Annotated in this window: 18 protein-coding genes and 1 pseudogene; 2 read left to right on the forward strand and 17 right to left on the reverse strand. The window is 26.6% G+C overall.

The window, feature by feature from the left end:
* Positions 1-6 precede the first annotated feature (6 nt).
* The 5 genes and pseudogenes from ABHC41_RS00215 to ABHC41_RS00235 all read right to left on the reverse strand — a co-directional run bounded on the left by ABHC41_RS00215 (position 7) and on the right by ABHC41_RS00235 (position 5,062).
* On the reverse strand, positions 7-798 hold the full coding sequence (locus ABHC41_RS00215; RefSeq protein WP_271892071.1) for a DUF1524 domain-containing protein: 792 nt from the start codon (positions 796-798) through the stop codon (positions 7-9).
* Between the two features lie 192 nt (positions 799-990).
* Positions 991-1,737: pseudogene (locus ABHC41_RS00220) on the reverse strand (DUF262 domain-containing protein); the annotation flags it as partial.
* A gap of 37 nt (positions 1,738-1,774) precedes the next feature.
* A complete protein-coding gene (locus tag ABHC41_RS00225; RefSeq protein WP_271959425.1) occupies positions 1,775-2,110 on the reverse strand; it encodes a hypothetical protein in 336 nt (111 codons plus the stop codon).
* Positions 2,111-2,121: 11 nt separating this feature from the next.
* A complete protein-coding gene (locus tag ABHC41_RS00230; RefSeq protein WP_330678043.1) occupies positions 2,122-2,484 on the reverse strand; it encodes an HIT family protein in 363 nt (120 codons plus the stop codon).
* Positions 2,485-2,542: 58 nt separating this feature from the next.
* Positions 2,543-5,062, reverse strand: a complete 2,520-nt coding sequence (locus tag ABHC41_RS00235) for a DEAD/DEAH box helicase family protein (RefSeq protein WP_271891843.1) — start codon at positions 5,060-5,062, stop codon at positions 2,543-2,545.
* Positions 5,063-5,187: 125 nt separating this feature from the next.
* Between ABHC41_RS00235 and ABHC41_RS00240 the strand changes: the two genes are divergently transcribed.
* Positions 5,188-5,496, forward strand: coding sequence for a nucleoside triphosphate pyrophosphohydrolase (locus tag ABHC41_RS00240; protein WP_271891844.1), 309 nt, complete (start codon positions 5,188-5,190; stop codon positions 5,494-5,496).
* 247 nt (positions 5,497-5,743) lie between these two features.
* On the opposite strand, the gene ABHC41_RS00245 is transcribed toward ABHC41_RS00240, so the two are convergent.
* The 3 genes from ABHC41_RS00245 to ABHC41_RS00255 all read right to left on the reverse strand — a co-directional run bounded on the left by ABHC41_RS00245 (position 5,744) and on the right by ABHC41_RS00255 (position 9,421).
* A complete protein-coding gene (locus ABHC41_RS00245; RefSeq protein ID WP_271891845.1) occupies positions 5,744-6,349 on the reverse strand; it encodes a superoxide dismutase in 606 nt (201 codons plus the stop codon).
* A gap of 454 nt (positions 6,350-6,803) precedes the next feature.
* Positions 6,804-7,724 (reverse strand): DUF5655 domain-containing protein, encoded by a 921-nt coding sequence (locus ABHC41_RS00250; protein WP_271891846.1) that lies wholly within the window; start codon positions 7,722-7,724, stop codon positions 6,804-6,806.
* Between the two features lie 341 nt (positions 7,725-8,065).
* On the reverse strand, positions 8,066-9,421 hold the full coding sequence (locus ABHC41_RS00255; protein ID WP_271891847.1) for a reverse transcriptase family protein: 1,356 nt from the start codon (positions 9,419-9,421) through the stop codon (positions 8,066-8,068).
* 156 nt (positions 9,422-9,577) lie between these two features.
* Between ABHC41_RS00255 and ABHC41_RS00260 the strand changes: the two genes are divergently transcribed.
* A complete protein-coding gene (locus tag ABHC41_RS00260) occupies positions 9,578-10,069 on the forward strand; it encodes a hypothetical protein (protein ID WP_271891848.1) in 492 nt (163 codons plus the stop codon).
* A 79-nt stretch (positions 10,070-10,148) separates the two neighbouring features.
* Here ABHC41_RS00260 and ABHC41_RS00265 read toward each other — a convergent pair whose 3' ends face one another.
* The 9 genes from ABHC41_RS00265 to ABHC41_RS00305 all read right to left on the reverse strand — a co-directional run bounded on the left by ABHC41_RS00265 (position 10,149) and on the right by ABHC41_RS00305 (position 25,062).
* Positions 10,149-12,944 (reverse strand): tetratricopeptide repeat protein, encoded by a 2,796-nt coding sequence (locus tag ABHC41_RS00265; RefSeq protein ID WP_271891849.1) that lies wholly within the window; start codon positions 12,942-12,944, stop codon positions 10,149-10,151.
* 11 nt (positions 12,945-12,955) lie between these two features.
* Complete coding sequence (locus ABHC41_RS00270) at positions 12,956-15,319, reverse strand: UvrD-helicase domain-containing protein (protein WP_271891850.1); 2,364 nt, start codon at positions 15,317-15,319, stop codon at positions 12,956-12,958.
* Between the two features lie 435 nt (positions 15,320-15,754).
* Entirely contained in the window at positions 15,755-16,477 is a 723-nt protein-coding gene (locus ABHC41_RS00275; protein ID WP_271891852.1) for a macro domain-containing protein, read from the reverse strand.
* 16 nt (positions 16,478-16,493) lie between these two features.
* A complete protein-coding gene (locus ABHC41_RS00280) occupies positions 16,494-17,813 on the reverse strand; it encodes a DarT ssDNA thymidine ADP-ribosyltransferase family protein (protein ID WP_271891853.1) in 1,320 nt (439 codons plus the stop codon).
* A 169-nt stretch (positions 17,814-17,982) separates the two neighbouring features.
* The gene (locus ABHC41_RS00285) at positions 17,983-21,258 is read right to left on the reverse strand and encodes a type I restriction endonuclease subunit R (RefSeq protein WP_271891854.1); all 3,276 of its coding nucleotides are present in this window, start codon (positions 21,256-21,258) and stop codon (positions 17,983-17,985) included.
* A 13-nt stretch (positions 21,259-21,271) separates the two neighbouring features.
* Complete coding sequence (locus tag ABHC41_RS00290; RefSeq protein ID WP_271891855.1) at positions 21,272-21,760, reverse strand: hypothetical protein; 489 nt, start codon at positions 21,758-21,760, stop codon at positions 21,272-21,274.
* A 39-nt stretch (positions 21,761-21,799) separates the two neighbouring features.
* Entirely contained in the window at positions 21,800-22,225 is a 426-nt protein-coding gene (locus ABHC41_RS00295; protein WP_271891856.1) for a hypothetical protein, read from the reverse strand.
* Between the two features lie 31 nt (positions 22,226-22,256).
* Entirely contained in the window at positions 22,257-23,513 is a 1,257-nt protein-coding gene (locus ABHC41_RS00300) for a restriction endonuclease subunit S (RefSeq protein ID WP_271891857.1), read from the reverse strand.
* On the reverse strand, positions 23,503-25,062 hold the full coding sequence (locus tag ABHC41_RS00305; RefSeq protein WP_271891858.1) for a class I SAM-dependent DNA methyltransferase: 1,560 nt from the start codon (positions 25,060-25,062) through the stop codon (positions 23,503-23,505). The genes ABHC41_RS00300 and ABHC41_RS00305 overlap by 11 nt, the downstream gene beginning before the upstream one ends.
* Between the last annotated feature and the right edge of the window lie 19 nt (positions 25,063-25,081).

The following is a 25,081-nucleotide window of genomic DNA, read 5'->3' on the forward strand; positions in this document are numbered from 1 at the left end:
TGTTTATTATTTTAATCTTTTGGATAACTCATTCTTTAAAATGTCATTTCTTTTTTCTATAAACTCCTTGAAGTTTAATATATTTAAATCAACATTAGGTATATAGTGTTTTGTTATATAGTCATTTCTACTTTGATCATTTTCAAACATTTCATTAATCCAAATACTGAACTCTTTATCATTTTTTTCTATGTTAGTTTGACCTGCTAAAAGTTGTAGATTTCCTAGATTATTTACATTTTCTTTATAAAACTCAATATCTTCCTCATTTACTCCAATGTTACTTAATCTTCTATTAGTAAATAATGATTTAGGATGTATATGGTCTACATGGAATTTATTTTTAAAATCAAAATATGGATAAAGAACTTGTAAAATAGAGAATGTATGACCACTACCATATCTAGAATATACTAAATTCTCAATATCTTCATCTGTAAATATAATAGTTTTATTTGTTCCTCTAAACCCATCTATTAGCTGTTCTATAGGAAACTGACCACTATTTTCTTTTATAATTTTTCTTAGAAGTCTTAATACATTATCTACTTCACCACTAAATACTCTTTTTATTAGAGCTTTAACTAACCAAATTTTTATATTATTCCTATCATCTTTAAAGTTTTTTGAATCAATAAATTTACTATCTAGTCTATTTACATATAAATAATATGCTATTGGTATTACTGCATTATTTGATGTTAGGTTATCTCTATCATATCCAAAGCTACTGATTAATTGAAATGCTAAAACAATAGAATTTGTAATTTCATTCCATTTATTTTCTATAATTTCCATATTCTCTTTGTTGAAGTTTTTAACCTTAAATGCTATATCTTTTATATCTGCTAAAACTAATGCTGATTTTAGTATAAAGTCTTTATCTATATTAAATCCATTTCCAATAGAATTTACTTTATCAGTAACTTCTATTATAGATTCTCTTGCATTTAAACTACTCCATTGTGCAGTAGCTATTGATAATAATAAATCTGAGTAACTTAATTTTGTTCCTCCAGAATTTATTCTTATGAATATGTCTAATACTCTATCTAGATCTTGATTCTTTTCTAAATAATATGATATAGTAGACTTTTCGCAGATTACATCTCTTAGCTTAAATAATATTTCACTTGCTAGTTGTGCATCATTATCAGTTAATTCTTTTTTCGAAAACAAAAACTTATTAACATCATATGGTTGCTCAAAACTAAGTATGTCTTTAACTAAAAACCAATAGTTTTTTTCATTACATACTATAGATTCTTCATCAGTTAAAAATCTAAAATCATATTCTTTATCTCCATCATTTGATTTTGATAATAAATTTATATAAAGCCTTCTTTTCGGATATGCATTAGGATTATCATATCTTTTTCTCGGTAATTTATAAGCATATGTACCTGTTAATCCTATATATAAAGATGTTAATCTCTGTTATCCATCTAATATAGCAATAACTTCTTCTTTCCCTATAGTGTTTGCTATTTGGTTATGCGATTTTATCTCATGGTATTCTCTTAGAAACTCATAAAACTTATAATTTTGCACACCTTCCTTTTTTACCTCCCAGAATAAAAAAGAGTTTATTGGATAATCTCTCATAAGACTATCAAATAACTTTTCTATTTGTGATGTGTTCCATACGAACTCTCTTTGTATAGATGGTAATAAGTATTTATTTGAACTTATATCATCTATAACTGATTTTATTGTTTTTGCTGTTTCATAAGACATTATTTTTCCCTCCAATATGCGATAACTTAATAATATATTATTTATTTTTAGTGACTTCTATTTTATCCTCTTCTACATTTATTAAATTAACACCTACTACATCTTCAACATACCAGTAGCCTCTTTTTTCTGCCTTTTTCCATATTCTAAATATATATCCCTCTTTATTAACCAATTTCTCAAATAAATTATACCACTTACTATCATAATCTAGCGTATATGAGTCTGTTTTTTCTATGTTATACTCACTATCTAAGTCAAAAAATATTTCTATTATATTTTCTTCATGATTAGGATAGAACCACTTACAATGTCCTCTATGAGCTATTTCCCATCTATGTTTAACTTCTATTTCTTTTATCATATCTTTCACTCATTAAAATTCTAATATTTCATCTTATCTGGTATAACTCCTCTTACCCCACCTTTGGTACAAGATGTATCTCCAATATATCTTGGTATAAGGTGAACGTGAACATGCATAACAGTTTGCCCAGATACTTCACCACAGTTTACACCTACATTGTATCCATTAGGAGGATATCTTTTATCTAATAGTTTTTTACCTTCTTCTACTAAATTAAATATAGCTTCTCTTTCTTCTTTAGTTATGTCAAAAAAGTCTTTTACATGCCTTTTAGGGATAAATAGCATATGCCCTTTGTTAACTGGGAATTTATCAAATATAGCATATGCTAATTCATTTTCTAGTATATAATTATCCATTTCACAAAATATACAATTCATAATTTTCTCCTTTTACCCCTATGTCATGTTCCGCGACACAGGATCTAAGCTATTTATTTTACTTATTTTTAAATCTATTTTTATAATACTCTTTAGTTCTAAAGTCTATAGCGTCCTTTATATTTTTAATGAAGCTCTCATTATCTAAGTACTTACCTAACTCTTCATTTAAACAAACATAGTCTCCATCTAAATAGAAAAATTCACTACTACTTTTACATAAAAAGTGTATAGGATTTTTTCTAGCTAGATTTACGTATTGCTTTTTCTCCCAAGTTTCAAACTTAGATGTTGATTTATCTTTTAGCATATCAACCTTATTAGAACCTTTGCTATAAAAATCTTTAAAAGATTTATATAAGTCTTCATCATCTACTTTAAGCTTCATATTACTATTATTATAAAAAGCAAGTAATACTGGCAATTTATAAGTCTTACTCATACTAGTATTTTCTATAAATTTTATAAAATCATAAGCAATAGTGTCAGTGATAATTTTTTCATATTCATTTAATTCATTTAATTTTTCTAAAAAGCTTATATAGTCTCTAAATGGATTTATCTTAGCTTTTTTCTTTATATTATTATATAAATCATCATCCATATAAGTAAATAATTCTAATCTTGAAGGTCTATGTCCTAAATCTCTTTTTATATTATAAAATTCTTCTTTAATCATATCTTCAATCTTTTGACTTTCTTTTCTCATTCTTTCAAATATATCTCTAAGCCTAAAATCAAAATCTATAATGCAGTCTTCGGGATAATCTTCTTCTTGTAAATATGATTTTAATGATGATTCTTTAGTTTTACTTTCTCCAGTTAATAAATATGGTACTAAATTAGCTTTTTTATAATTTCCTATAAAATCTAAGACATTTAGATATTTCTTATTCTTATCTTTTCTAAGACCTCTACCTAATTGTTGTAAAAATATTGTTGGACTTTCTGTTGGTCTTAAAAACATTACCATATCTATACTTTTTACGTCTAATCCCTCATTAAACATATCTACTGAAAATATAACATTAATTTCTTCTTTTCTAAGTTTATTTAATGCAATACTTCTTTCTTCGTTATACGCTCCATCACTTCCACTATATACTGCACATGAAGGTATCCCATTTTCATTAAAATATTTTGCCATAAACTCTGCATGAGATTTACTTGTACAAAATCCTAATGCTCTACTTGATTTATATTTTTTATAATGATTTAATATTAAATTTGCTCTATTATTTATACTTAGAGCTTTTTCCAATTCTTTATCATTATACTTACCATTTTTATACTCAACATCATTGTAATCTATACTATCATCATATATACCATAGTATCTAAATGGAACTAAAAACCCTTTGTCTATGGCAGTTTTTAGTGTAGCTTCATACACTGTGTTATAATTACATACACTAAATACATCTTTATTATCTAGTCTATCTGGTGTAGCCGTAAGCCCTAGCATAAATTTAGGTTCAAAGTAATTTATTATATTTTGATAGTTTTTAGATACTGCATGGTAAAATTCATCTACCACTATATAATCAAAATAGTCTTTTGAAAAATATTTTTCATTTAAATATTCTTTTTTTCCTAAACTTTGGACAGATGCAAATATTATATCTTTATCATTATCCTTAATAGAATTCATAAAAAATCCCATATTATATCCATCTTCATTATATGTATTAGAAGGTAAGCTATTTTCAATATTATCTGCTACTTTATCATAAACTTCAATATCATTTATACACTTATCAGTTCTTACATTTTTAAAGCTATCATAGGCTTGTTTTAGTATTTCTTCTCTATGTGCCACAAATAATACTCTATTAAACTCTCTACTATCAAATGCTGCTAGATATGTTTTGCCTATACCAGTAGCTGCTACTACCAATCCCTTATCATTTCCATCTAATCTAGTCTTTTTTAACTCATATAACGCTTCTATCTGAGCTTCTCTTGGTTCAAATATAGATGTTACTTTATTATTTTCTTCATATACATAATTTATATCTTCTTTATCATTATTTATATTGGCATATATTTTAGGCTTTTTCCAAGTTTTCGAGTATTTTTCTAGTTCTATATCATTTACTATTATTGATTCATTGTGGAATAAATCTTCAAATACATCTTTAAAATATTTAAAATCATCATGATTGGCTTTTTTATCTATTCTATAGTTCCATTCTATACCACTTGTTAATGCACTTCTTGAAAGATTAGAAGATCCTATAAATATTTCTCCTTCGTTTTCTTTTTCAAATATGTATGCCTTAGCATGAAAGCTTCTTTTTGTATCATTATAAAATCTTAAATCAACATTATCCCCTAGTATGTCTTTTATAAGGTATAATGCTGATGGTTGTGTTATGTTTAGGTAGTTTCCTGTTAGTATTCTTATTGGTATATTTTTATTTTTTATTATTTCTAGGTCTTTTTGTATTAATTTAACTCCGCTTTCCATCAAAAATGATACTATTATATCTATTGATGAAGCTGTATGGATGCTTTGCTGTATTCGTTTATATAAATGGTCATTATGACCTGTTATACAATTTATATTTAAATTCATTAGTTTAACCTTTCCATTGTATTTTTGCTTATTATTTCCAATTTGTATAACTATATTTTATCATGTTTTGACAAGTGTTTTAGTTCATTTTATAATTTAGTTATTATCTTATTTGGAGGTATTTTATGAAAGTTTATGATAAATTAGTTAGGGATAGGATTCCTGAAATTATAGAGGCTAGTGGGAATAAGTGTGAAATTGAGAGGGTTTCTGATGAGTTAGCTCTTGAGTATCTTTATAAGAAGCTTGGTGAAGAGGTTAATGAACTTTTAGAGGATAAGAATTTAGATGAAATTGCTGATGTTATGGAAGTACTTTTTGCGATTGGTAAGAAGTATGGTTATAGTGAGGATGATGTTTTAAATAAAAGAAATGAGAAAAGGAATTCTCGTGGCGGATTTTATGATAATTTAGTTTTGAAGAAAACATACTAATTATATAAATAAGAATGATATCTCACATTACTTCATTTTTATGAAATTATATAAATCATGTATTGAATTTGAGTTTTGGAGAAACATTTATAAATCTATCAAAATAATTAAAAAAAGGCTTTGTTTATAATTAACAAAGCCTTTTACTTTAATCACTGTTCAAAACAATAACACATATTATTTGTTTTGGTATTTTATATAAACTTGTGAAATTATCTTCATATGTTATTTTATCTCAAAATACCATCTACTTCTCATATAATTTTTCGACTTTACTCCAATCAATTACATGCCATATATTTTCAACATACTCAGCTCTACGATTTTGATAGTTTAAATAATAAGCATGTTCCCAAACATCTATTGTAAGTATAGGTGTTAACCCTTGTTCAAGAGTTGTATCTTGATTAGATGTAGCTTTTACATATAAATTTTTATTTTCATCCATAAGTAAAGATGCATAACCTGAACCAAACTTAGATATAGCAAGTTCGTTTAACTCACTCTTTAAGTTCTCAACACTACCGAAAGTATCATTTATCTTATTTAGTAAATCTCCTTTTGGTATTTCGCAAGGGTTTGGAGATAAATTTGCAAAATATAAATTATGATTGTAAACTCCACCACCTTGATTTATTACAGACTGTCTAATTTCTTCTGGTAAACTAGATACATTTTTTAATATATCTTCTAATGTTTTTCCTTTAGTAAATTCTTCATAGCCTTTTAATATATTGTTTAGATTATTAACATAAGTTTGAAGATGCTTTCCATAGTGAATTTCTAAAGTATCCTCGTCTATATACGGTTCTAAATCGTGAAATCCATAAGGTAATACTATTTTATCAAACATTTTAAACACCTCTTATTTTAATGCTCGTACTTATTAAAAAAATATAAGTATCTAATTCCTATTGATTTTTAGTAAATACTTCATTATTATATTTTTATTTCCTTATATTTATACCCAAGTAAAATATATTTAACAATATTTTAGTTTGTTTTCTAATTTATTGATTAATTTTTTTTATAATACTTTATATCATAACTTAGTATATACATATGCTACTTTAGTCCAGCGTTTCTTAATAATACACTCTAGACAAAAGGTTATGATATTATAAAAAAGGAAAATATTTAAAAAAATATTCTAATTATAGTTAATCTTGGCCCTTATGATAGTATTCAACTTAATAGAAATTAATATATTATACAAAAATTAAGACTATAATTTTTTAGTTATAGTCTTAATTTTTGTATAGGTTTACCAGTTTACTCCTATCTAGCTTACCTCTAAATCATATTCACTAGTTCATTTCATAAGATTTCATTATATACTTTTGAATTTCTTCAAACTGCTTTATATGTGTAAATCTTATTTCTAAATTTCCAGTTCCAAAGTGTCCGATATTTGTTACATCTCTAGTAAATCCTTCTTTAAGTTCTACTTCATTTATATTAGCTTTAACATATATAAGTACTGTATTGTTTTTAGGGTGAATTTCTACACAAGCAAAATTTTTAATTCTCTTAAACCCAAAATAGTTTTTTAATATTTTTTGCTGAATATCATCTCCAAGGCTTAATATAAAATCTTTTAATATATTGTATCTATTTTTTAATTCATCACTGGCCTCTCCATAATAATCTTCTACTGTTTTATATTTATTCTTAGCCTTATTTATTTCTATTGGCTTATTTTTAAGTTTGTTATTTTCCTCTACAACTATATTTGTATGTACCATTTCTAGTAATAGTAGCTCTTCTTTATAGTTTTTGTATTTTATAAGATCTACATTTCTATTTATCTGCTTTACAGCATGTATATCATACTTTGTAAAATCATTAGCTATGCATATAAGTCTTGGGCTAGACCATTCAATATTTTCACAAACCTCAGCTCCTAGTTTTTCCATAACTAAAAGCTTAAATTCTGCTCTATGATCCATTAGCCAATCTAAATAATATAATCCTTGGTTTATCACATTTTCATTTATAGCTCTCTTATATTCTATTATTACAGGACAGTTATTTTCATCTATTCCAAGTGAATCTATTCTACCATTGTGTACCTTGCCTGTTGAGTATTCTGTTGCTAAAAATTTTACTCCTAAGAATACCTCCATATTTTCTTCTATTATATTTTGTAGATGCTTTTCTAATTGCATTGAATTCCCTTCTATTTCTTCTACTTCATCTTTTATTTTAAATAGCTTTATATCTCCCATAATTACTCCTTTAATATATTATATTAAAACAAAAAAGCATAGGTATAACCTACACTTTTATTATGTACTTTCTTTATCGAGCTAAAAAATTCGTCTATATATTGCTATATACTATCCAGCATTTTAATTTATGCTTTTTTATAAAATCTCAATATTTTACTAATATTTAATTAAAAAAAATATCATTAAATGATTGATTTCTGTCACACTTGTGTGCATGACAATAACATTATTCTCTAAGTAGCGACTCGCTACCCATTAAAGGTTGTAACCTCTCCAATACTATAGACATTTCATCTATTCTCATTATATATAAATTTTTTTATATATTCAATACTAACTTACAAACCTTCCATCATTTCAAATAACTTTCTACCTTTTTTCCAATTTATTCCCTTTATAAAACCAATTTTACCTCTTAATTGATTTATATATTCTTCCTCTGATATATCAATATTACTATATTTTAAATGCTCTTTAACTCCATATTTTTTACAATAATAGATTTCTTGTCTAATATTTTTTATATACTCTTTATTTGCTCCAACTTTTTCATTAACAACAAGACCTGTAACTATTTGTCTAGTATTGTTAGATAACAATCTTACTTTATCGTAATTTATTTCAAATCCTTCTTCTATAATTATATTTTCTATACTTTTAATATATCTTTTTATATTCTTATTATTGCTTGATATTGTTATATCATCTGCATATCTAGTATAATCAGCATCTATCATATTACAAATAGAACTTATTCTTTTATCTAAATTAATACATACAATATTAGATATATATGGACTAGATGAGGCTCCTTGAGGTATTCCTCCATTATATGTACATATCCTAGTATATTTTAAAGCTTCTCTATGAGGTATATTTTGTGACTTGAATATATTATAAACTCTTTCTTTCCCTATATTGTTAAAGAAGTCTTTTAAATCCATATTTAAAACATATTTTTTATTTACATGTTTCTTTGCATTATCTTTTATAGTGCTACCTTCTATAAATGCTGTTGAATAAGATGATATTTCTATGCTTTTTAATATTAACTCTACTATAAGCCTTTGAGCATCTTTCAAAGATTTATTTGGTGATTCTATAGTTCTATATCCACCTCTTTTTTTAGGTATTTTAAATGTTTTATAGGATACTTCAACTTCACTTTCTAAGTAATTAAATAACTTTATATTATTTATTATAGAATATTCTATTTCTTCATATCTACAATAGTAAATGTCATTAGTAAAATCTTTTTTAGGCTCATATCCATTTTTTAATAAGTTTAAGTTATATTTCATATTATCATCAAAGTTTAAACTTTTATTATTTATATATATATTGTTTATTAATTTTATCAATTCTTTTTTAGGTATTGGGGCTCCAAAATCTTCTCCAATATATATAAATGTATATTCTTTATTATCTATTCTTGTAGTGTAATGATTATATCCATATCTCATATAATGCTTTATTGGATGTCCTTTTATATAAAGTATTTTTCCTTTTCTATCTTTGTTTATAATTATTTTTTCTAACTTTAGTTTATACTTATTAAAAACATTGATAAAATCGATAATATCGATTTCTAATTTTGATACGATACTTTTAAAAATATCATCATTTATCCACTTTTTATAATCATTTGGATATTTTATATTTTTGTCATTTAAAACTACTTTTATTTTATTCATTTTTATCCCCTAGCTTCTAATGTCTGCTATCTTAATAGTTTATTTTCTAAATAATATTTTACCATATTTTGTATATAAATCTCATCTAAATTTATAGCAATTATTTTTTGGTAGTGGTAAAATATCCCTAAAGTCTAATATAAGAGAGGCATAATTATGAAGAATAAAAATAGTTCATTTAAAACAGTTATTAAAGATGTCATAAGCTTTGAAGTAGATATTCAAACTGCTAGTGACTTTAGACGCTTAATTAATTCTCTAGAAGAAATGGGCGTTTGTATAGATTTTTCTTGGTATATGGACTCTAAATTCAATTCAAATGATACACAATTTATACATATTGAATCTAATAGTAAAAATAGAGACTTATCTGAAATAGGGTATGAAAAGTATCACTATTATAAAAGTAAAATTGTTACTGTCAATTTAGATTACCACGAGGAGTTATATTCTATTTTTTCTGCACTGTATTTTGAAAATTTTACTGATTCAATCTATAACTTTTATGAAGGTCCTGAAGCTACATTTGTAAGTTTCTTCATTGATAAATCTTTTTATAAATCAGAAATGGATAAGGAGAATGATGAATTTGATCAGTCTGAAATATTAGAACTTGATCCTGATGAGTTAAAGTTAATTGAGTATTAATTTAATAGTTAAAACAAATTATGAATATTAAAAGATATATTTATAAATAAAGGAGGAACGAATCGTTCCTCCTTGTAATTTATTTTTCTGAAAATTCATTTTCTAATACTTCTTTAGCATCTTCATTGCCATTCTCAGCTGCTATTTCATACCAATACTTAGCTTTTTCATTATCAAATTCTACGCCTTCTCCATACATATAGCACTCACCTATCATAAACTGTGCATTTATATGCCCTTCACTAGCTGCTTCTTCATAAAGTATAACAGCTTCTTTAAATCTTACTATTTCATATATTTTATCAGTTTTAGCTAAATCATAGTAATAATTTCCTAAGTTGTACTTAGCATCGATATGTCCCTGTTCACTTGCTTTTTCATACCATTTCTTAGCTTCTTCTAGATCTACATTTACACCTTCTCCATATTGGTATGCCAGTCCTAGATTATTTTGTGCATCTGCATGATCATTATTTGCTGCTAGTGTAAATAATTCTACCGCTTTTTTATAATCCTTATCTACTCCATCACCATAGACATAACATAGCCCTAAATTATTTTGAGCATTAGAGTCTTTATCCACTATCTTTTCATAATATTTTACCGCTTTATCATAATCTTTTTCTATTTGTTCATAGTACTTCCCTAAAAGATAAGTAGCTTTATTTAATCCTAATTTTGATGATTTTTCTAGATATTCTTTTATTTTTTCTTTGTTAGAGTATCCATTTTCTATTTCATAGTAATATTCTTCACCTATATTGTAATAAGCATTTGCTAACTTTTCTTTGATTTCTTCATCATCCACGTTTTCTAGCAGGCTTTCATAATAGTATATAGATTTTTCATAGTTATTTTCTACAACTTCCCCACTATAATATATATCTCCTAGAATCTTAAAAGCTGATATATTTTCATCTTCTGCACTTTCTTTAAATAACTCTATGGCTTTGTCAGTATCCTTTAAAATACCATATCCATTATAGTAGAAATCTCCAAGTTCAAACTTAGCTTCTTTATATCCTTTTATAACGCAGTCTTCTAATAACTCAAATGCTTTTTTATCATTTTTCTTTATTCCATTTCCATTATGGTAACAACTTGCTAACTTATATTGTGCTTTTAAATTTCCTTGTTCACTAGCTTTTTTAAACCATTTGATAGCTTCTTTATAGTCTTTATTTATAAAAGTACCATTATAGTAATATTCCCCAAGTTTTACTTGCGCTATGTCATATCCTTTATCTGCTGATTTTTTACAGTATTCAAAAGCTTTTTTCTTATCCTCTTCTTTTCCTAGTGAATCTTCATAAATTTCACATAAAGCGTACTCACATCTTTCTTCGTCTAGCTCTGCTCCTTGAATGTATAATTCTAGTGCTTTTTCCATGTCTTTTTTAGTACCATTTCCATTTTTATAGCAATTAGCTAGCTCATAAAATGTACTTAAGCTATGATTATCTATAGCTTTTCTAAACCACTTTATAGCAGCTTTATAATCTACTCTTTGAACTCCTTTACCTTCTTCATAACACTTTCCTAGCATATGTTGTGCTTTACAATTATTATCCGATGCTTTTTTAAACCATTTAACAGCAGCTTTATAGTCTTTATCTACTCCTCTACCATCATAATACATCATGCCTAATCTATATTGCGCTTCATCTATATTTTGTTTAGCAGACTCTTCATATAGCATTTTAGCTTTTTCTAAATCTTTTTCTACTTCTGTTCCATTTTCATAAAATGCTGCTGTTGTGCACATTCCATATTTATTACCAGCTTTTGCTGATAATTCATACCATTTAATAGCTTCTTTAAGATTTTTCTTTACTCCATTCCCTTCACCATAGCACATTCCTACACTGTACATAGCTTCTGCATTTTCATTTTCTGCTGATAACTTAAAGTATTTAAACGCTTCTTTATAATTTTTCTTTATGCTATTTCCTTGGTAATAAATACATCCAATTTGAAATTGTGCAGTAGCATTTCCTTTATCGGAAAACTCTTTAAGTATTTCTAACGCTTCTTTGTCTTTCCCTCTCATCTGATATAAAGTAGCTCTATCCATTTTTTCTTTAGTTACTTCTTCATCTTCTTCAATTTCTATATCTATCTCTTCTACATTATCTTCAATTTCATCATTTTTATCAAAATGTTTTTCTAATTCTATACTAATACTTTCTTTTTCAATTTCTATATTAGTAGTTTCTTCTTTAGCTTTTATAATGCCTTTTGCATTTTCAAGTTTCATATCTTCATTTAAATCTTCAAACTGTATTTGTCTCGCTGATTCTACACTTTTAATTGATTCACTTTTTAATAAGATTTTAATCTCCTTTAATAGGTCATTTTTTAAATCTATAAACCCATCCTCTACAGTTTTTATTAAGTTATCTATATTGTCATTTATATTATCTACTTCTTCTTTTAGTTTTTGGTTTTGTGTATATAAACCACCTATACTTGTAGACATATCTATTATTTCTCTATTTATTTCTTCTATATCATTTTTTATACTTAATTTTTCTTTATTGCTTTCTATTAAATTACTATACTCTTTATTAACATCACTTTGAACTTTACATAGATCATCTTGTAATGTTTTAAAGCTATTAATACTTTTTAATATGTCTGTAGATTGCTTTTTAACTAATTGTAAACTACTAACTGCATCTATAGATTTTTCAGTTAATGAATCTATTTCGCTATCTTCATATATATTTGATATAGATTCATCTACCCTTGAAATACTTGTGTCTAATTTAGATAATACATCACTTAATTCAATTAAAGAATTAGACATTCTTTCTGTTTCACTTAAGCTTTTTTCAAACTTGTTAATTAAACTTTCTATATATTTTGTGTCCATATTACTCTCCCTTAGTTGCTCTTTAAAAACTTAATGCTATACTCTATTAAATCTACATTATCGCTTTGTTCGTTTATTTTTTTATCTATATAATCTTCATATATTTTAAAATAACACTTACTTAGTTTTTCATCATCTTCTTTTAGTACTATATCTAAAGGGCTACTATTTAGTATGTTTAATTCCATTAGTATTTCTTCATACTCTTTATTTAAATTTACTAGACATTTTAAAAATCCTAATTTATTATTAGATGCTTTATAGCACTGACTAGCTAATTCATACTCACTTATATCAAAAAATTCATTAGCTGCTTCTAAATGTTTTCCTTTGTCTCTTAACATAAGAGCTTCACATCTTCTTATATGAATATTACTATCACATACTTTAGACTTTTTATATTGACTTATAGCATGAGAATACTTGCCTTTAGCTTCTAGATATTTTCCTTCTTTAAAGTAATCATCACTAGTTGATTTTATATTAAGCTTAAGATTTCTTTCATCAAACTTATCTACATAATCAATATAATCAATTAATTCATTATATAGTTTTGATTTTTTCTCCTCATAAAAACATATATTATTTCTAGCTCTTGTTATAGCTACATAAAACATATTAAAATGATGCCTATATAGATTATGTTTATCAAAGTCAACACCTTCTAATATATAGTCCCAATCATCTTTGTAATTTGATATTAAGTTATAGCAAACTATATATGGCTTTTCTATACCTTTTATTTCTCCTACTGTAAATACATTTTCACATATATTTAATTCATTTTTTAACTTATCTTTTTCATATTCATCACTAACTACAATAGCTACATAGTGTCTATCATCTGCTATGCTTAAAAGACTTTTTTTGTTATACTCACTATTCCCAAGAATCACTGGCTTAGTGTTACTTGATTCATCTAAGTCTATATACTTTTCAATATAATCATTCTTACTTTTATATAGCTTATCTATTCTAAGCTCACTAACCTTATTAGAAAGCTTTACTATTTCTTTACAACTTCTATAATTAGTTTCTAGTGTTTTATTATTTACTTTAATATTTTCATTATGTATTTTAAATAATGACTCTATTCTATGAGTATTAAAATATGTAGCATTTATAGTTTGGTTAAAATCTCCGCTAAAAAGTATATTATGTTTATCTTTAGCTAGGTTATATAAAAAATATATTTGCTTTTCACTTAAATCTTGTACTTCATCTACTACTATAAAGTCATACTTTTTTACATTACCTTCATCTAGTTCTTTTAGGGCCATTCTAGCTATATCATTTTCATCAAATTTATCGTTGTTTATAAGCCACTTATCATACTTAATTGCTATATCATAAGCTAATTCTCTATTGTTAAATGTTGTGTAATCACTTGATAATCCTAAATATATTTCTTTATCTATTAACCTTTGACTGTATAAATCTCCACTTTGATATTTCCAGTCAATACCAATCATACCTTTTATAATTCCTCTTATTTCTCTATAAATATGAAATATATCTATATCTAATTTATTATCAAATTTTAAAATATTTTCTTCTATCCATAATTTAAATTCATCAAACCTTACAAAATCTAAAGCTTTGCTACTTTGCGTTAAATATGAATTAACATCATAAAACTCAACTTTACTATGCATCTTTTCTTTGTCATCATCTTTGCATAAATAATCAAATATTTCTTTTGTTTCTTCTTTTAGTAAAGTTGAGTATGTAAAATAGCCTATATCTATGCTATGAGTTTTGTAAAGCGAATATATTTTATGAATACCTATTGTTGTTTTTCCACTTCCTGCACTTCCAAATAAAAATAATGGTGTTTGAGATTTTATAACATCATCTTGTTCATCACTTAAGTAGTATATAGTTTCTTTTGAGTTATCTTTTAATAATGATATTAATTTATCATTGTCTACTACTCTAGTTATAGTTGATGCTGAGTTGTAACAATAGTTTTTATACATTTTTTCGTTGATTATATCATCTATATTATCGTTTATATCATTATTATTTAAGTCTATGTAACTTATATCTATTTCTAATTCTTTAGCTCTTCTTATTTGTTCATCATGATTGCAATAGTCAAGTATTAATAGTCTATTGTCCTCCTTGTATTCTCCCCTTATTCCCTCTACTTTTGATGTGTATGTAAATAATACTCTATTTGAGCTATCTATTCTAAATTTATAAATATTGTCATTTCCTTTTATTTTCCATACTGAAAAACTATTTGATATACTTCTTATATCATAGTTGTTTTTTTCTAGTTCTTCTATAAATTTATCTAACTTTGATAATACAAATTCCTTTTTATCCTTTGGTATATTTTTTAAAAAATTCTCACTTACAAGAGTTTTCATTTTTCCTTCCTTTTTAGTCGTTTTTTGTCACAATCAATATTATATACCATTTATTTCCATATTCAAACTCATAATAGACTTTTAGCTTAGTTTGAGTATGAAATTTGTTAAGTTATTTTAAATTTATTAATGTTTTCAAAGAATTTTATAATTTAATTAATTTTTATATTGGAAATTTTTAGTATAAACAAGTCTATATTGTTGATGATTCTGAGTATGAATATAAAAAACTTGATAAGGATGAATTTATTAAGTATATCGGTGGGTTATATTATATGTAATATATATGTGAAGAGATTTATGAGGAGTTAAAATCTATAGAACAAAAGGCCAGTATATTAAATTAAAATTCATTTAAGAAAGTGTAGATAGATTTATTTAAAATAAATCTATCTACACTTTAAATATAATAAATATGCCTATTTCACATATTGATTAAAATAATTTAAGTTGCTCTGTTTGTACTATTATCTCTTCATTAACTCTATTATAATTTAAGTATTCATCAGTTTTTTTGTAAAAATAGTTAAAAATACTTTCATATGCCTTTGAAGTTATACCTTGTATATTTGAAATATGCCAAAATCTACTTATCGGTAATCTATTAGTTATTTTTTCTGCTGCTTTTTTAGATATACCTATATCCTTATATTTTTCCATTATATCAGTGGCATTTATAATATCAACCATATATTTTTCAGTTCCCTCAGCTTCTACTTTTTCATCTAAGCATATATATACTGGTATATTTAAATCACCTAAATACTTTTCCATCAATACCTTAACTTCTTCCCAATCAAGTCCTCCATTATGAGTGCCTAATTTTGGGAAAGCTATAGACTCTATATTTCTCTTTTCATAATTTTGAGCAAAATATTTTAATCCAGACTCAATCCATTGTATTTTTGATGGAAACCTCCAATGTCCTTTTGTTGCAAAGTTCATAATCCATCTATCATTACAATGCTCATATATCTTAGGAATACCAACTTTTATTTCTTTATTCTCACACTGCTTTGTATATTCCTCATACATTCTTGGATATCTAAGTTTAAATTCCAATGCAATACCAGCTCCCATTACACCTGCACAATTAACTGTGTTAACTATAGTTTTAGCTGGCGAGTTGAAAACTGTTCCATCTAAGTATTCTATCATATAATTAATCTCCTTTTTATTCTTCTGTACAGATAACCTTTTTATTACATATAGTATCATGTATATAAACAATATCATCTATATAGTACTTTATTTTATACCAATTTTCATTATAATCATCAAGTGTAAGTTTCCATGACACACTCTCTTTATAATCGCCAAAGTCTATTATTCTACTTTTTATTATATTATTGTTTATATCTAAAATTTCATATCTATGAATATAATTGAGACTCTTATTATTTTTTAATAACCATGTAAAAATAAACTTTTCATTATTTTGTTCTTTCAAAAACATTTCATATTTTCTTATTTCTTCTTTAAGGAAATCTTCATCTATGTATAGAATTCCATTTATATATAAATAGAATTTACCAATTTCCTCTATATTCCCACTTATTTCAATCAATCCCTTTTTACAATTTTCCTTAGTTTTACACTTGTTACCAAACTCATCTATATATATCTTCTCTATTTTATATATATAATTTTTATTTTTCGTTATATTGACTCCATTAACATCTTCAATCACAAATTGAATATCATAATCTGTAAATAACTTTTGAAATTCAATTTCTATAATTAATTTTTTCTTTCTTAAATTCTCATAAAATTCATAACATATATTATAATCTTTTACAAAATTATTTTCTTGCCAATCATTTCTTGCATGTCCTGTATTTTTATCTGAAAATATACTTAAATCCACTTCATACTTACTATTATGTCCATATACATTTATAGCTCTTTTTCTATCAGCTTCACATCTAAATATAATGCTTTTTAGATATTTATCAATAGATATTGGTTTACTACTTAGTAATTCTGCATGTCTTTTGTTTACTATATAGTCTCTTTCTTCTGGATAAAACCAAGTGCTATGAAATATGGCTGACCAATCCATACTCTGAAAAAATTCGTATGTACACCCTATATCTGATCTTGTTGCATTTCCATTGCTAAATTTTGTTGTATCTAAATATAATAACTCTTCATCAAATAGCAAATATACTGGCATCGGGATATGTATTTTATCACAATACTCTTTTAATTTTACCCCTTCATTGTCATAAAGTGTTGGTGTTTTAGGTCTATAATATAATCTAACACTATCATGTACTGTATCTTGAGCCTTGTCTAATACATCATGATTAGCTCCATCTTTAAATATAATTTTGTTTTTATTACAACCATTTCTACTATATAAATATCCAGATTTAAATATACTTTCTAAATTTTCAAAGTCTGTAAAATGATATAACCCTTTAAAATTATATTGTTGTTTTAAAAATCCAACATATTTTTTTATATAATTACTATCTTTTTTATAATTCATAGTAATGTCCCCCCATGTTGATATAATTTGGCAATTTTTAATTAGTAACTATTTTAAATTACTGACTTTCATTTTATATACAATGAAAATACTAATCATTATTATATATGATTAGTATTTTCAATTATTAAAACGCTTCAAATATAAAAATTGGATATAATTCTACATACTAATATAAATATGCATCTTCATTTTCCGCTATCTTTTCGCTATTAATATATCTTTCCTCCATAGCTTCTTCAAAGCTTATCTGCTCACTCATAAGCTCCGTTTGTCTCATAACAATCTCAAGTGCATGTCTTGCTTGCTTTGGTGGATAGTCGTACTTTTTAAGAAGTCTTTTAATAGTATTTCTCATACCAGCCTGTAAATTAGCTCTAACATTATAATCTACATTAACTTGCTTTCTTATAGTATCACTAAGTTCTTGGGCAATCTTTTTAAGAATTTCATCACTCATAACTTCTCTAACTATCTCATCATCAGTTAATGCATCATAAAAAGCTATTTCATCTTCACTAAGCCCTAAATCTTCTTCAAAGGCTCTAGCTTCCTTTAGCTCATTAGCCATTTTTATAAGTTCCTCTATAACCTCTGCATTAGTTATAGCTTGGTTTCTATATTTATTTAAAGACTTTTGAAGTTTTTCTGAAAATCTCTCAGACTTAACAACATTTCTTTTTTCCATTAACTTTATATTACCTTCAAGTAATTTTTTAAGCATTTCAACAGCTAAATTTTTATGCTTTATAGATTTTACCTCTTCTAAAAACTCTTCTGATAATATTGATACATCCGGCTGCTTTAGATTAAGAGCATCAAATACATCAATAACATCTTCAGATATTATTGATCTTTCAAGTAATTGATTAACTCTATCTTCTATTTCTTTTTTTGTTTTCTTTTGAACTCCTCTTTGAGATAGCTTCATTAAACTAGCTTTAACAGCTTTAAAATAACTTACTTCAAGAGCAACTTCTTTTCCTTCATCAGTAGCAGCACATAAACTATGAGCCTTAGCAAGCTCTATACATAAAAGCTTAAACTCTTTTTGAGCATCTTCACTAAGTCCTAGTATAAAGTTCATACCTCCAGTTATAGCATTCATTCTAGCTCTTGGAGAACCTTCCATAAACTCTGAATAATCATATCTATGCATAACTTCTCTAAGTAGCTCTAACTTTTCTTTCATAACAGCTATAGCTTGTGAAGAATCTATACCAGTATTTCCTCTATCACTATCTGTATATTGCTTTAGGGCATTTTTTAAACTTTCAAGTATACCTATATAATCAACAACCACTCCACCTGATTTATCTTTAAATACTCTGTTAACACGAGCTATTGCCTGCATTAAGTTGTGACCCTTCATTGGCTTATCAACATACATAGTATGCATTGAAGGAACGTCAAAACCAGTTAACCACATATCACGAACTATAACTATCTCAAGCTCATCTTTATTGTCCTTCATACGTTTAGCAAGTAAATCACGTCTGCTTTTTCCACCAACGTGCTTTTGAATCTCTTCAGTATCAGATGAACTTCCAGTAATAACAACTTTTATTTTTCCTTTATTTTCATCATCACTACACCACTCTGGTCTTATTCTTTCTATTTCATCATAAAGGTCTACACATATTTTTCTACTCATACAAACTATCATAGCTTTACCTTTGATAGTTTTAGACTTGGTTTCATAGTGATTAACAATGTCTTGTGCAAGTTTTTTTATTCTATTAGGAGAACCAACAATAGCCTCCATCTTAGAAAACTTACCTTTCATCTTTTCTTTTTGATGCTCTTCGTATCCTTCTGCTAGTTCCTCAAACTCTTCATCTATTTTTTCTAGTTCTTCATTATCAGACTCTAGCTTTATAATTCTATTTTCATAATATATCTTAACAGTAGCCCCATCATCAACAGCTTGTGTCATATCATATACATCTATATAATCACCAAAGACCATAGGAGTTGACTTGTCTTCAAACTCTATTGGAGTACCAGTAAATCCTATATATGATGCATTAGGAAGTGCATCTCTTAAATATTTAGCATACCCATATTTAACATCTACTTCTTTTTCATTTTCTATAGTCTTAGCATCAAGTCCATATTGACTTCTATGTGCCTCATCAGCCATAACTATAACATTTTTTCTATCTGTTAGAACTGGCATTTCACCATCTTCTGGCTTAAACTTTTGTATAGTTGTAAATATAATTCCTCCAGATTCACGACCATTTAATAAATCAAATAACCCATGCTTTACTTTTGAATTATCCTTACAACCTACATTAGCCAACTTATCTTCTTCGCTTAACTTTCTTTTGTCGGCTCTTTTAGGCTCTTCTCCTAGTAAATCCATACTTTTAGCAAACGTAGAATATAACTGCTCATCTAAGTCATTTCTATCTGTTAAAACAACTATAGTTGGATTTTTAAACTCTCTTATTAAGTTTCCTGTGTAAAATACCATTGAAAAACTCTTACCAGAACCTTGAGTATGCCATACAACACCTATTTTTCTATCTCCAGCTGCACTTGTAGCAAGTTTAGTCTTTTCTATTGCTTTTTTAACTGCAAAATATTGATGATATCCTGCTAATATTTTTATAGTAACTTGGCTTTCACCAATTTTATTTCCGTCATCATCTAATACGTTTTTAGAGTCATTTTGAAATAATATAAAGTTTTTAATAATATCTAGTATTCTTTCCTTTGGGAACATTCCACTAAATAAAACATCATATTGAGGAACTGATAAAGGAGTTATATTTTCTCCATCAATAGTTCTCCAGTTCATATATCTTTCAATATTTGATGTTATAGTACCAACCTTTGCACTAGAACCATCACTTAAAACACAAAATGCATTGTAGTTAAATAATGCTGGTATATCTTTTTTATATGTTTGTATTTGATTGTATGCTTCTTCAATACTTGTATCTTCATTACTCGGATTTTTAAGTTCCACAATAACTAAAGGAATACCATTTATAAATATAACTATATCTGGTCTTTTTTGCTCATTCCCAACAACAGTAAATTGATTTACTGCTAAAAATTCGTTGTTGTTTGGATTTTCAAAGTCTATTATATATGCTTTTTTAGTTCTTATTTCACTTCCTTCTTTGAAAGATACATCTATACCTTTTACCATTAAGTTATGGAAGTATTTGTTGTTTTCTTCAAGTGAAGGTGAATTGAAAGATATTATTTGTCTATATGCTTGCTCCAATCCCTCTTGTGGAATTTCTTTGTTTATTTTAAATAAAGCATTTTTTACTCTTTCTTTTAAAATAACTTCTCTAAAGCTTTCTCTTTCTGGAAATTCACTATTTGGTGAAACTTCCTTGCCCGGGATATATTCATATCCCAAGCTTTGTAAAATCTCTAAAGATGCTAATTCTAATTCATCTTCATTAAAACCAAATTCACTCATATTTCTCTCCCTATTAAATATTTATAATAAATTTTTCAACAAAGTCTTTCATGATAGACTCAAAATCTCCTGCATTGTCTACCAACCTAGCAACATCTTGGAATGGATTTGCTTTTCCATAAGTGGCTTTGTTTATACTCATCATTCCGTCTTTTACAAACACTATAAATCCATTTTCATAATTAACTAACTCCCCATAATCAATACCTTCTTCAGGAAATGCTGAACCATCTCCACATATATATCCATCTTCGCACCACATACCTTGGTCTATGATGAATTTTATATAGAATATTTTATTTTCTATATCTTCTGGTGAAAATGACTCTATTGGTTCCCAATCTAAGTCTACATATACTCCTTCTTCTATGTTACTTGGTCTCATTTGTGTGATTATATATGCTGGTTCTATTACTTCTTCTAAGTTTTTTCCTATTTCCCCTACAAAAGATTCAAAATCAAATTCCTTTGATGATATTTCTAATATTGTCGATTTTCTCATTTTGTTATCTCCTCGGTTTACTTTTTACAATGTTTTTAATTAGAAATTATCACGATAATAGTCTCCATGTCCAATAGCAATAAAATACTCATGTGATAGTCCAAAGTCTTTAACTATTCTTTTAATTATTTCATCTTTTTTACTATTATCTTCTTTTTCATTAACTACTTTTAACTTATTTATCATGCTTTTAATTTCGTCTAGCTCTATTTGTGCTTCATATACTTCTAAATCATATAAAGCTTTTATCTTTGTATCATTACAATAATGTTGCAAATTGGTATTGTATTTTCTTATAGAGTTCTTCATATGCTCTATTCTTTTTAAACTTTTTCTTTTAGCCTCATCTTCAATTTCTCTAAGTTCATGAAGCCTACATTTTAATCTAAGCATATCCTCTCTTATAGTAAATATCCTTGCATATGGCATACCATTACTCATTAATTCACCCTGTATCTTTGTCACATTAATTCTCCTGATGTTATGTTTTAATCTGTTATTTGTTTATAGTTACTCTTATTTCTCCACTAATTAATTTTGGTAGTATAGTATCTCTTAGATTTGATAACTTTTCATTTTGTATAGATATATTTTTATTAGTAAATAATAAGTCCCTATAAGTTTGTACAAACTTTAATAAGATATTTTTACTTGGTAATATAAACTTATAACCTAATACATAATTAACTTTCATATTCGGTCTAGTAGATGTTTCTCCTGTAATTCTATTAATATAATTCATAAAATCATTTGAGCTTAATAATGCATAAATATATGGTGCTATATTGTTATCATTGACCTTTAGTCTTATCAAACCATTATTATATACAGCATTTATATTTCCTATTATAAATTTTGTTAGACCTATACATGCAGTTCTAGTTATTAATATATCATTCTCACTTAATCTAAACTTTTCATAGTCAACATTAGATATTTCACAGAATCCCCAAGAGTCTAGCTCTCTATTATTTGTAAAATCACCAACTCTTACACATCTTATACCAGTATTATGTTCAACTATAGGAGCTCTTCTTATCGCATCTGCCCCTGTATTTGCTGAAAGTGCTATATCTTTAATATTTTTCACTTCCCATCCCTTAGGAATCATCCCAAGTTCACTTTCAACCATTTCTCCACCACTACTTTTATAAGGCTTTCCTTCTTCATTTGGAAATTCAAAATCTACAAACCAATGTTTAAAAATACTACTAGCCATTTCTTCTAGTCTTTTGTTTATTTTATTGTTTGTTTCTATCTTATCGTCTATATCAGATAAAATCTTTGCAATAGCTTTTTGTTCTTCTATTGGTGGTAAATCAATTTCTAAGTTTCCTATATCACTAGGCTTTATTGATGGATATGCTGTAGTACTAGTTTCAGCTATCCCTTGTAAATATTCAGTTATTTCATTTTGAGTTAAATAATTGTATAAATAACTTGGATTAACTATATTTTCATTAGGAGTTAATACTGCAAATCCTGTTGATACTATCATATTATCTTCTACTTTTTTTAATATACCATAATGTTTTTGATTGGGTCTTACAGTAGATATCAATATATCACTAACCTTTACCTTTCGTTTAGCTCTACTTGGTATTTTATCTTCTCCAACTATAAGCTTCTGTAATTCATTTATATTACCTAGAGTTAAGTTACTTGTGTCTAAATAATTTATATATTTTAAGTCATCCTCTTTACTTAAGTTGTCTCTATTTATATCACAAATATCTTTTATTTTAAAACTCATAACCAATTCCTCCAAGATTCGCTCTTATCTCATCTTCAAGTCTTCTTGACTCTTCAAAAAGCTCATTAAGCTCATCAGTTATAAGCTTCATTTTTTCATCAAAAGGTACTCCATCATCTTCTACATCTTCAATGCCAACATATCTACCTGGAGTTAATATATAATCATTTTCTTTTATTTCATCAAGTGTAGCTACCTTACAGAATCCTTTAACATCTTCATAGTCATTAACTTTTCCATTTTCAATACTTTCTTCATTTCCTTTGTTTCTATAGCTATGATAAGTATCTGCTATCTTTTTAATATCTTCTTTGCTTAGCTCTCTATGCTTTCTATCTACCATTTCACCCATGTTTCTAGCATCTATAAATAAAGTTTCACCTTTTCTACTTCTATACTTAGGGTTGTTTTCCTTATTTCTATTTATAATCCATACACAAACAGGAATAGCAACAGAATAGAATAGCTTATCAGGCATAGCAACTATTGCATCTACTAAATCATTAGCTATTAAGTTTCTTCTTATCTCTCCTTCATTAGAAGTATTAGAACTTAAAGAACCATTGGCAAGAACTATTGCTCCCACTCCATTTGGTGCTAAGTGGTGTACTATATGAGATATCCAAGCATAGTTTGCATTTCCTTCTGGTGGTACTCCATATTTCCATCTTATATCATCAACTAAAGCACTTCCTCCCCAGTCCTTTATATTAAATGGTGGGTTTGCCATAACAAAGTCAGCCTTTAACATTTTGTGCATGTCATTATGAAATGTATCCCCTTGGTGTGGTCCTATATTTCCATCAAGTCCTCTTATTGCTAAGTTCATCTTACATAATTTCCAAGTTGTAGCATTTAATTCTTGTCCATATATAGATAAGTCTTCTATTTTACCTTGGTGTTCTTCTACGAACTTCTCACTTTGAACAAACATACCACCACTACCACAAGCAGGGTCATATATTCTTCCTTTGTATGGCTCTATCATTTCTACTAAAGTTTTAACAACACTTGTAGGTGTGTAGAATTCCCCTCCGTTTTTTCCTTCTGCACTGGCAAATTGTCCTAGGAAGTATTCATATATTCTACCTAATAAGTCTTTTTCTTCTTTAGTGTGTAGCTTTATAGTTGATATTAAGTCAACAAGTTCTCCAAGTCTTCTTTTATCTAGTTCTGGTCTTGCATATCTTTTTTCAAGAACTCCCACTAGGCTAGGGTTTTCTTTTTCTATTTCTATCATAGCGTCATCTATTATTTGCCCTATTTCATTAGATTTTGCATTGTCTCTTATATAGCCCCATCTTGATTTTTGAGGTACCCAAAATATATTATACTCTGTGTATTCGTCTATATCTTCTTCAAAACCAGCGCCCTCTTCTACTAATTCATTGTATCTAGTTTCAAATTTATCTGATATGTATTTTAAGAACATTAATCCTAAAACTACATCTTTATAGTCATAGCTTGACATACTTCCTCTTAATTTATCTGCTGCTTTCCATAGAGTTTCTTCAAAACCTATGTTTGCGCTAGTTTTACTAACTGCCATAATTTTACCTCCATTTTAT

It is taken from the genome of Romboutsia sp. 1001216sp1 (assembly GCF_039841805.1).
GTDB lineage: Bacteria > Bacillota > Clostridia > Peptostreptococcales > Peptostreptococcaceae > Romboutsia_C > Romboutsia_C hominis.

Bases quoted from the DNA above. Each gene is read 5' to 3' on its own strand.
- ABHC41_RS00290 (WP_271891855.1), bottom strand. From the start codon at position 21,760: ATGAGAAAATCGACAATATTAGAAATATCATCAAAGGAATTTGATTTT.
- ABHC41_RS00250 (WP_271891846.1), bottom strand. From the start codon at position 7,724: ATGGGAGATATAAAGCTATTTAAAATAAAAGATGAAGTAGAAGAAATA.
- ABHC41_RS00280 (WP_271891853.1), bottom strand. From the start codon at position 17,813: ATGAATTATAAAAAAGATAGTAATTATATAAAAAAATATGTTGGATTT.
- ABHC41_RS00245 (WP_271891845.1), bottom strand. From the start codon at position 6,349: ATGTTTGATAAAATAGTATTACCTTATGGATTTCACGATTTAGAACCG.
- ABHC41_RS00270 (WP_271891850.1), bottom strand. From the start codon at position 15,319: ATGAAAACTCTTGTAAGTGAGAATTTTTTAAAAAATATACCAAAGGAT.
- ABHC41_RS00305 (WP_271891858.1), bottom strand. From the start codon at position 25,062: ATGGCAGTTAGTAAAACTAGCGCAAACATAGGTTTTGAAGAAACTCTA.
- ABHC41_RS00300 (WP_271891857.1), bottom strand. From the start codon at position 23,513: ATGAGTTTTAAAATAAAAGATATTTGTGATATAAATAGAGACAACTTA.
- ABHC41_RS00255 (WP_271891847.1), bottom strand. From the start codon at position 9,421: ATGAATAAAATAAAAGTAGTTTTAAATGACAAAAATATAAAATATCCA.
- ABHC41_RS00285 (WP_271891854.1), bottom strand. From the start codon at position 21,258: ATGAGTGAATTTGGTTTTAATGAAGATGAATTAGAATTAGCATCTTTA.
- ABHC41_RS00235 (WP_271891843.1), bottom strand. From the start codon at position 5,062: ATGAATTTAAATATAAATTGTATAACAGGTCATAATGACCATTTATAT.
- ABHC41_RS00215 (WP_271892071.1), bottom strand. From the start codon at position 798: ATGGAAATTATAGAAAATAAATGGAATGAAATTACAAATTCTATTGTT.
- ABHC41_RS00275 (WP_271891852.1), bottom strand. From the start codon at position 16,477: ATGATAGAATACTTAGATGGAACAGTTTTCAACTCGCCAGCTAAAACT.
- ABHC41_RS00240 (WP_271891844.1), top strand. From the start codon at position 5,188: ATGAAAGTTTATGATAAATTAGTTAGGGATAGGATTCCTGAAATTATA.
- ABHC41_RS00260 (WP_271891848.1), top strand. From the start codon at position 9,578: ATGAAGAATAAAAATAGTTCATTTAAAACAGTTATTAAAGATGTCATA.
- ABHC41_RS00230 (WP_330678043.1), bottom strand. From the start codon at position 2,484: ATGAATTGTATATTTTGTGAAATGGATAATTATATACTAGAAAATGAA.
- ABHC41_RS00265 (WP_271891849.1), bottom strand. From the start codon at position 12,944: ATGGACACAAAATATATAGAAAGTTTAATTAACAAGTTTGAAAAAAGC.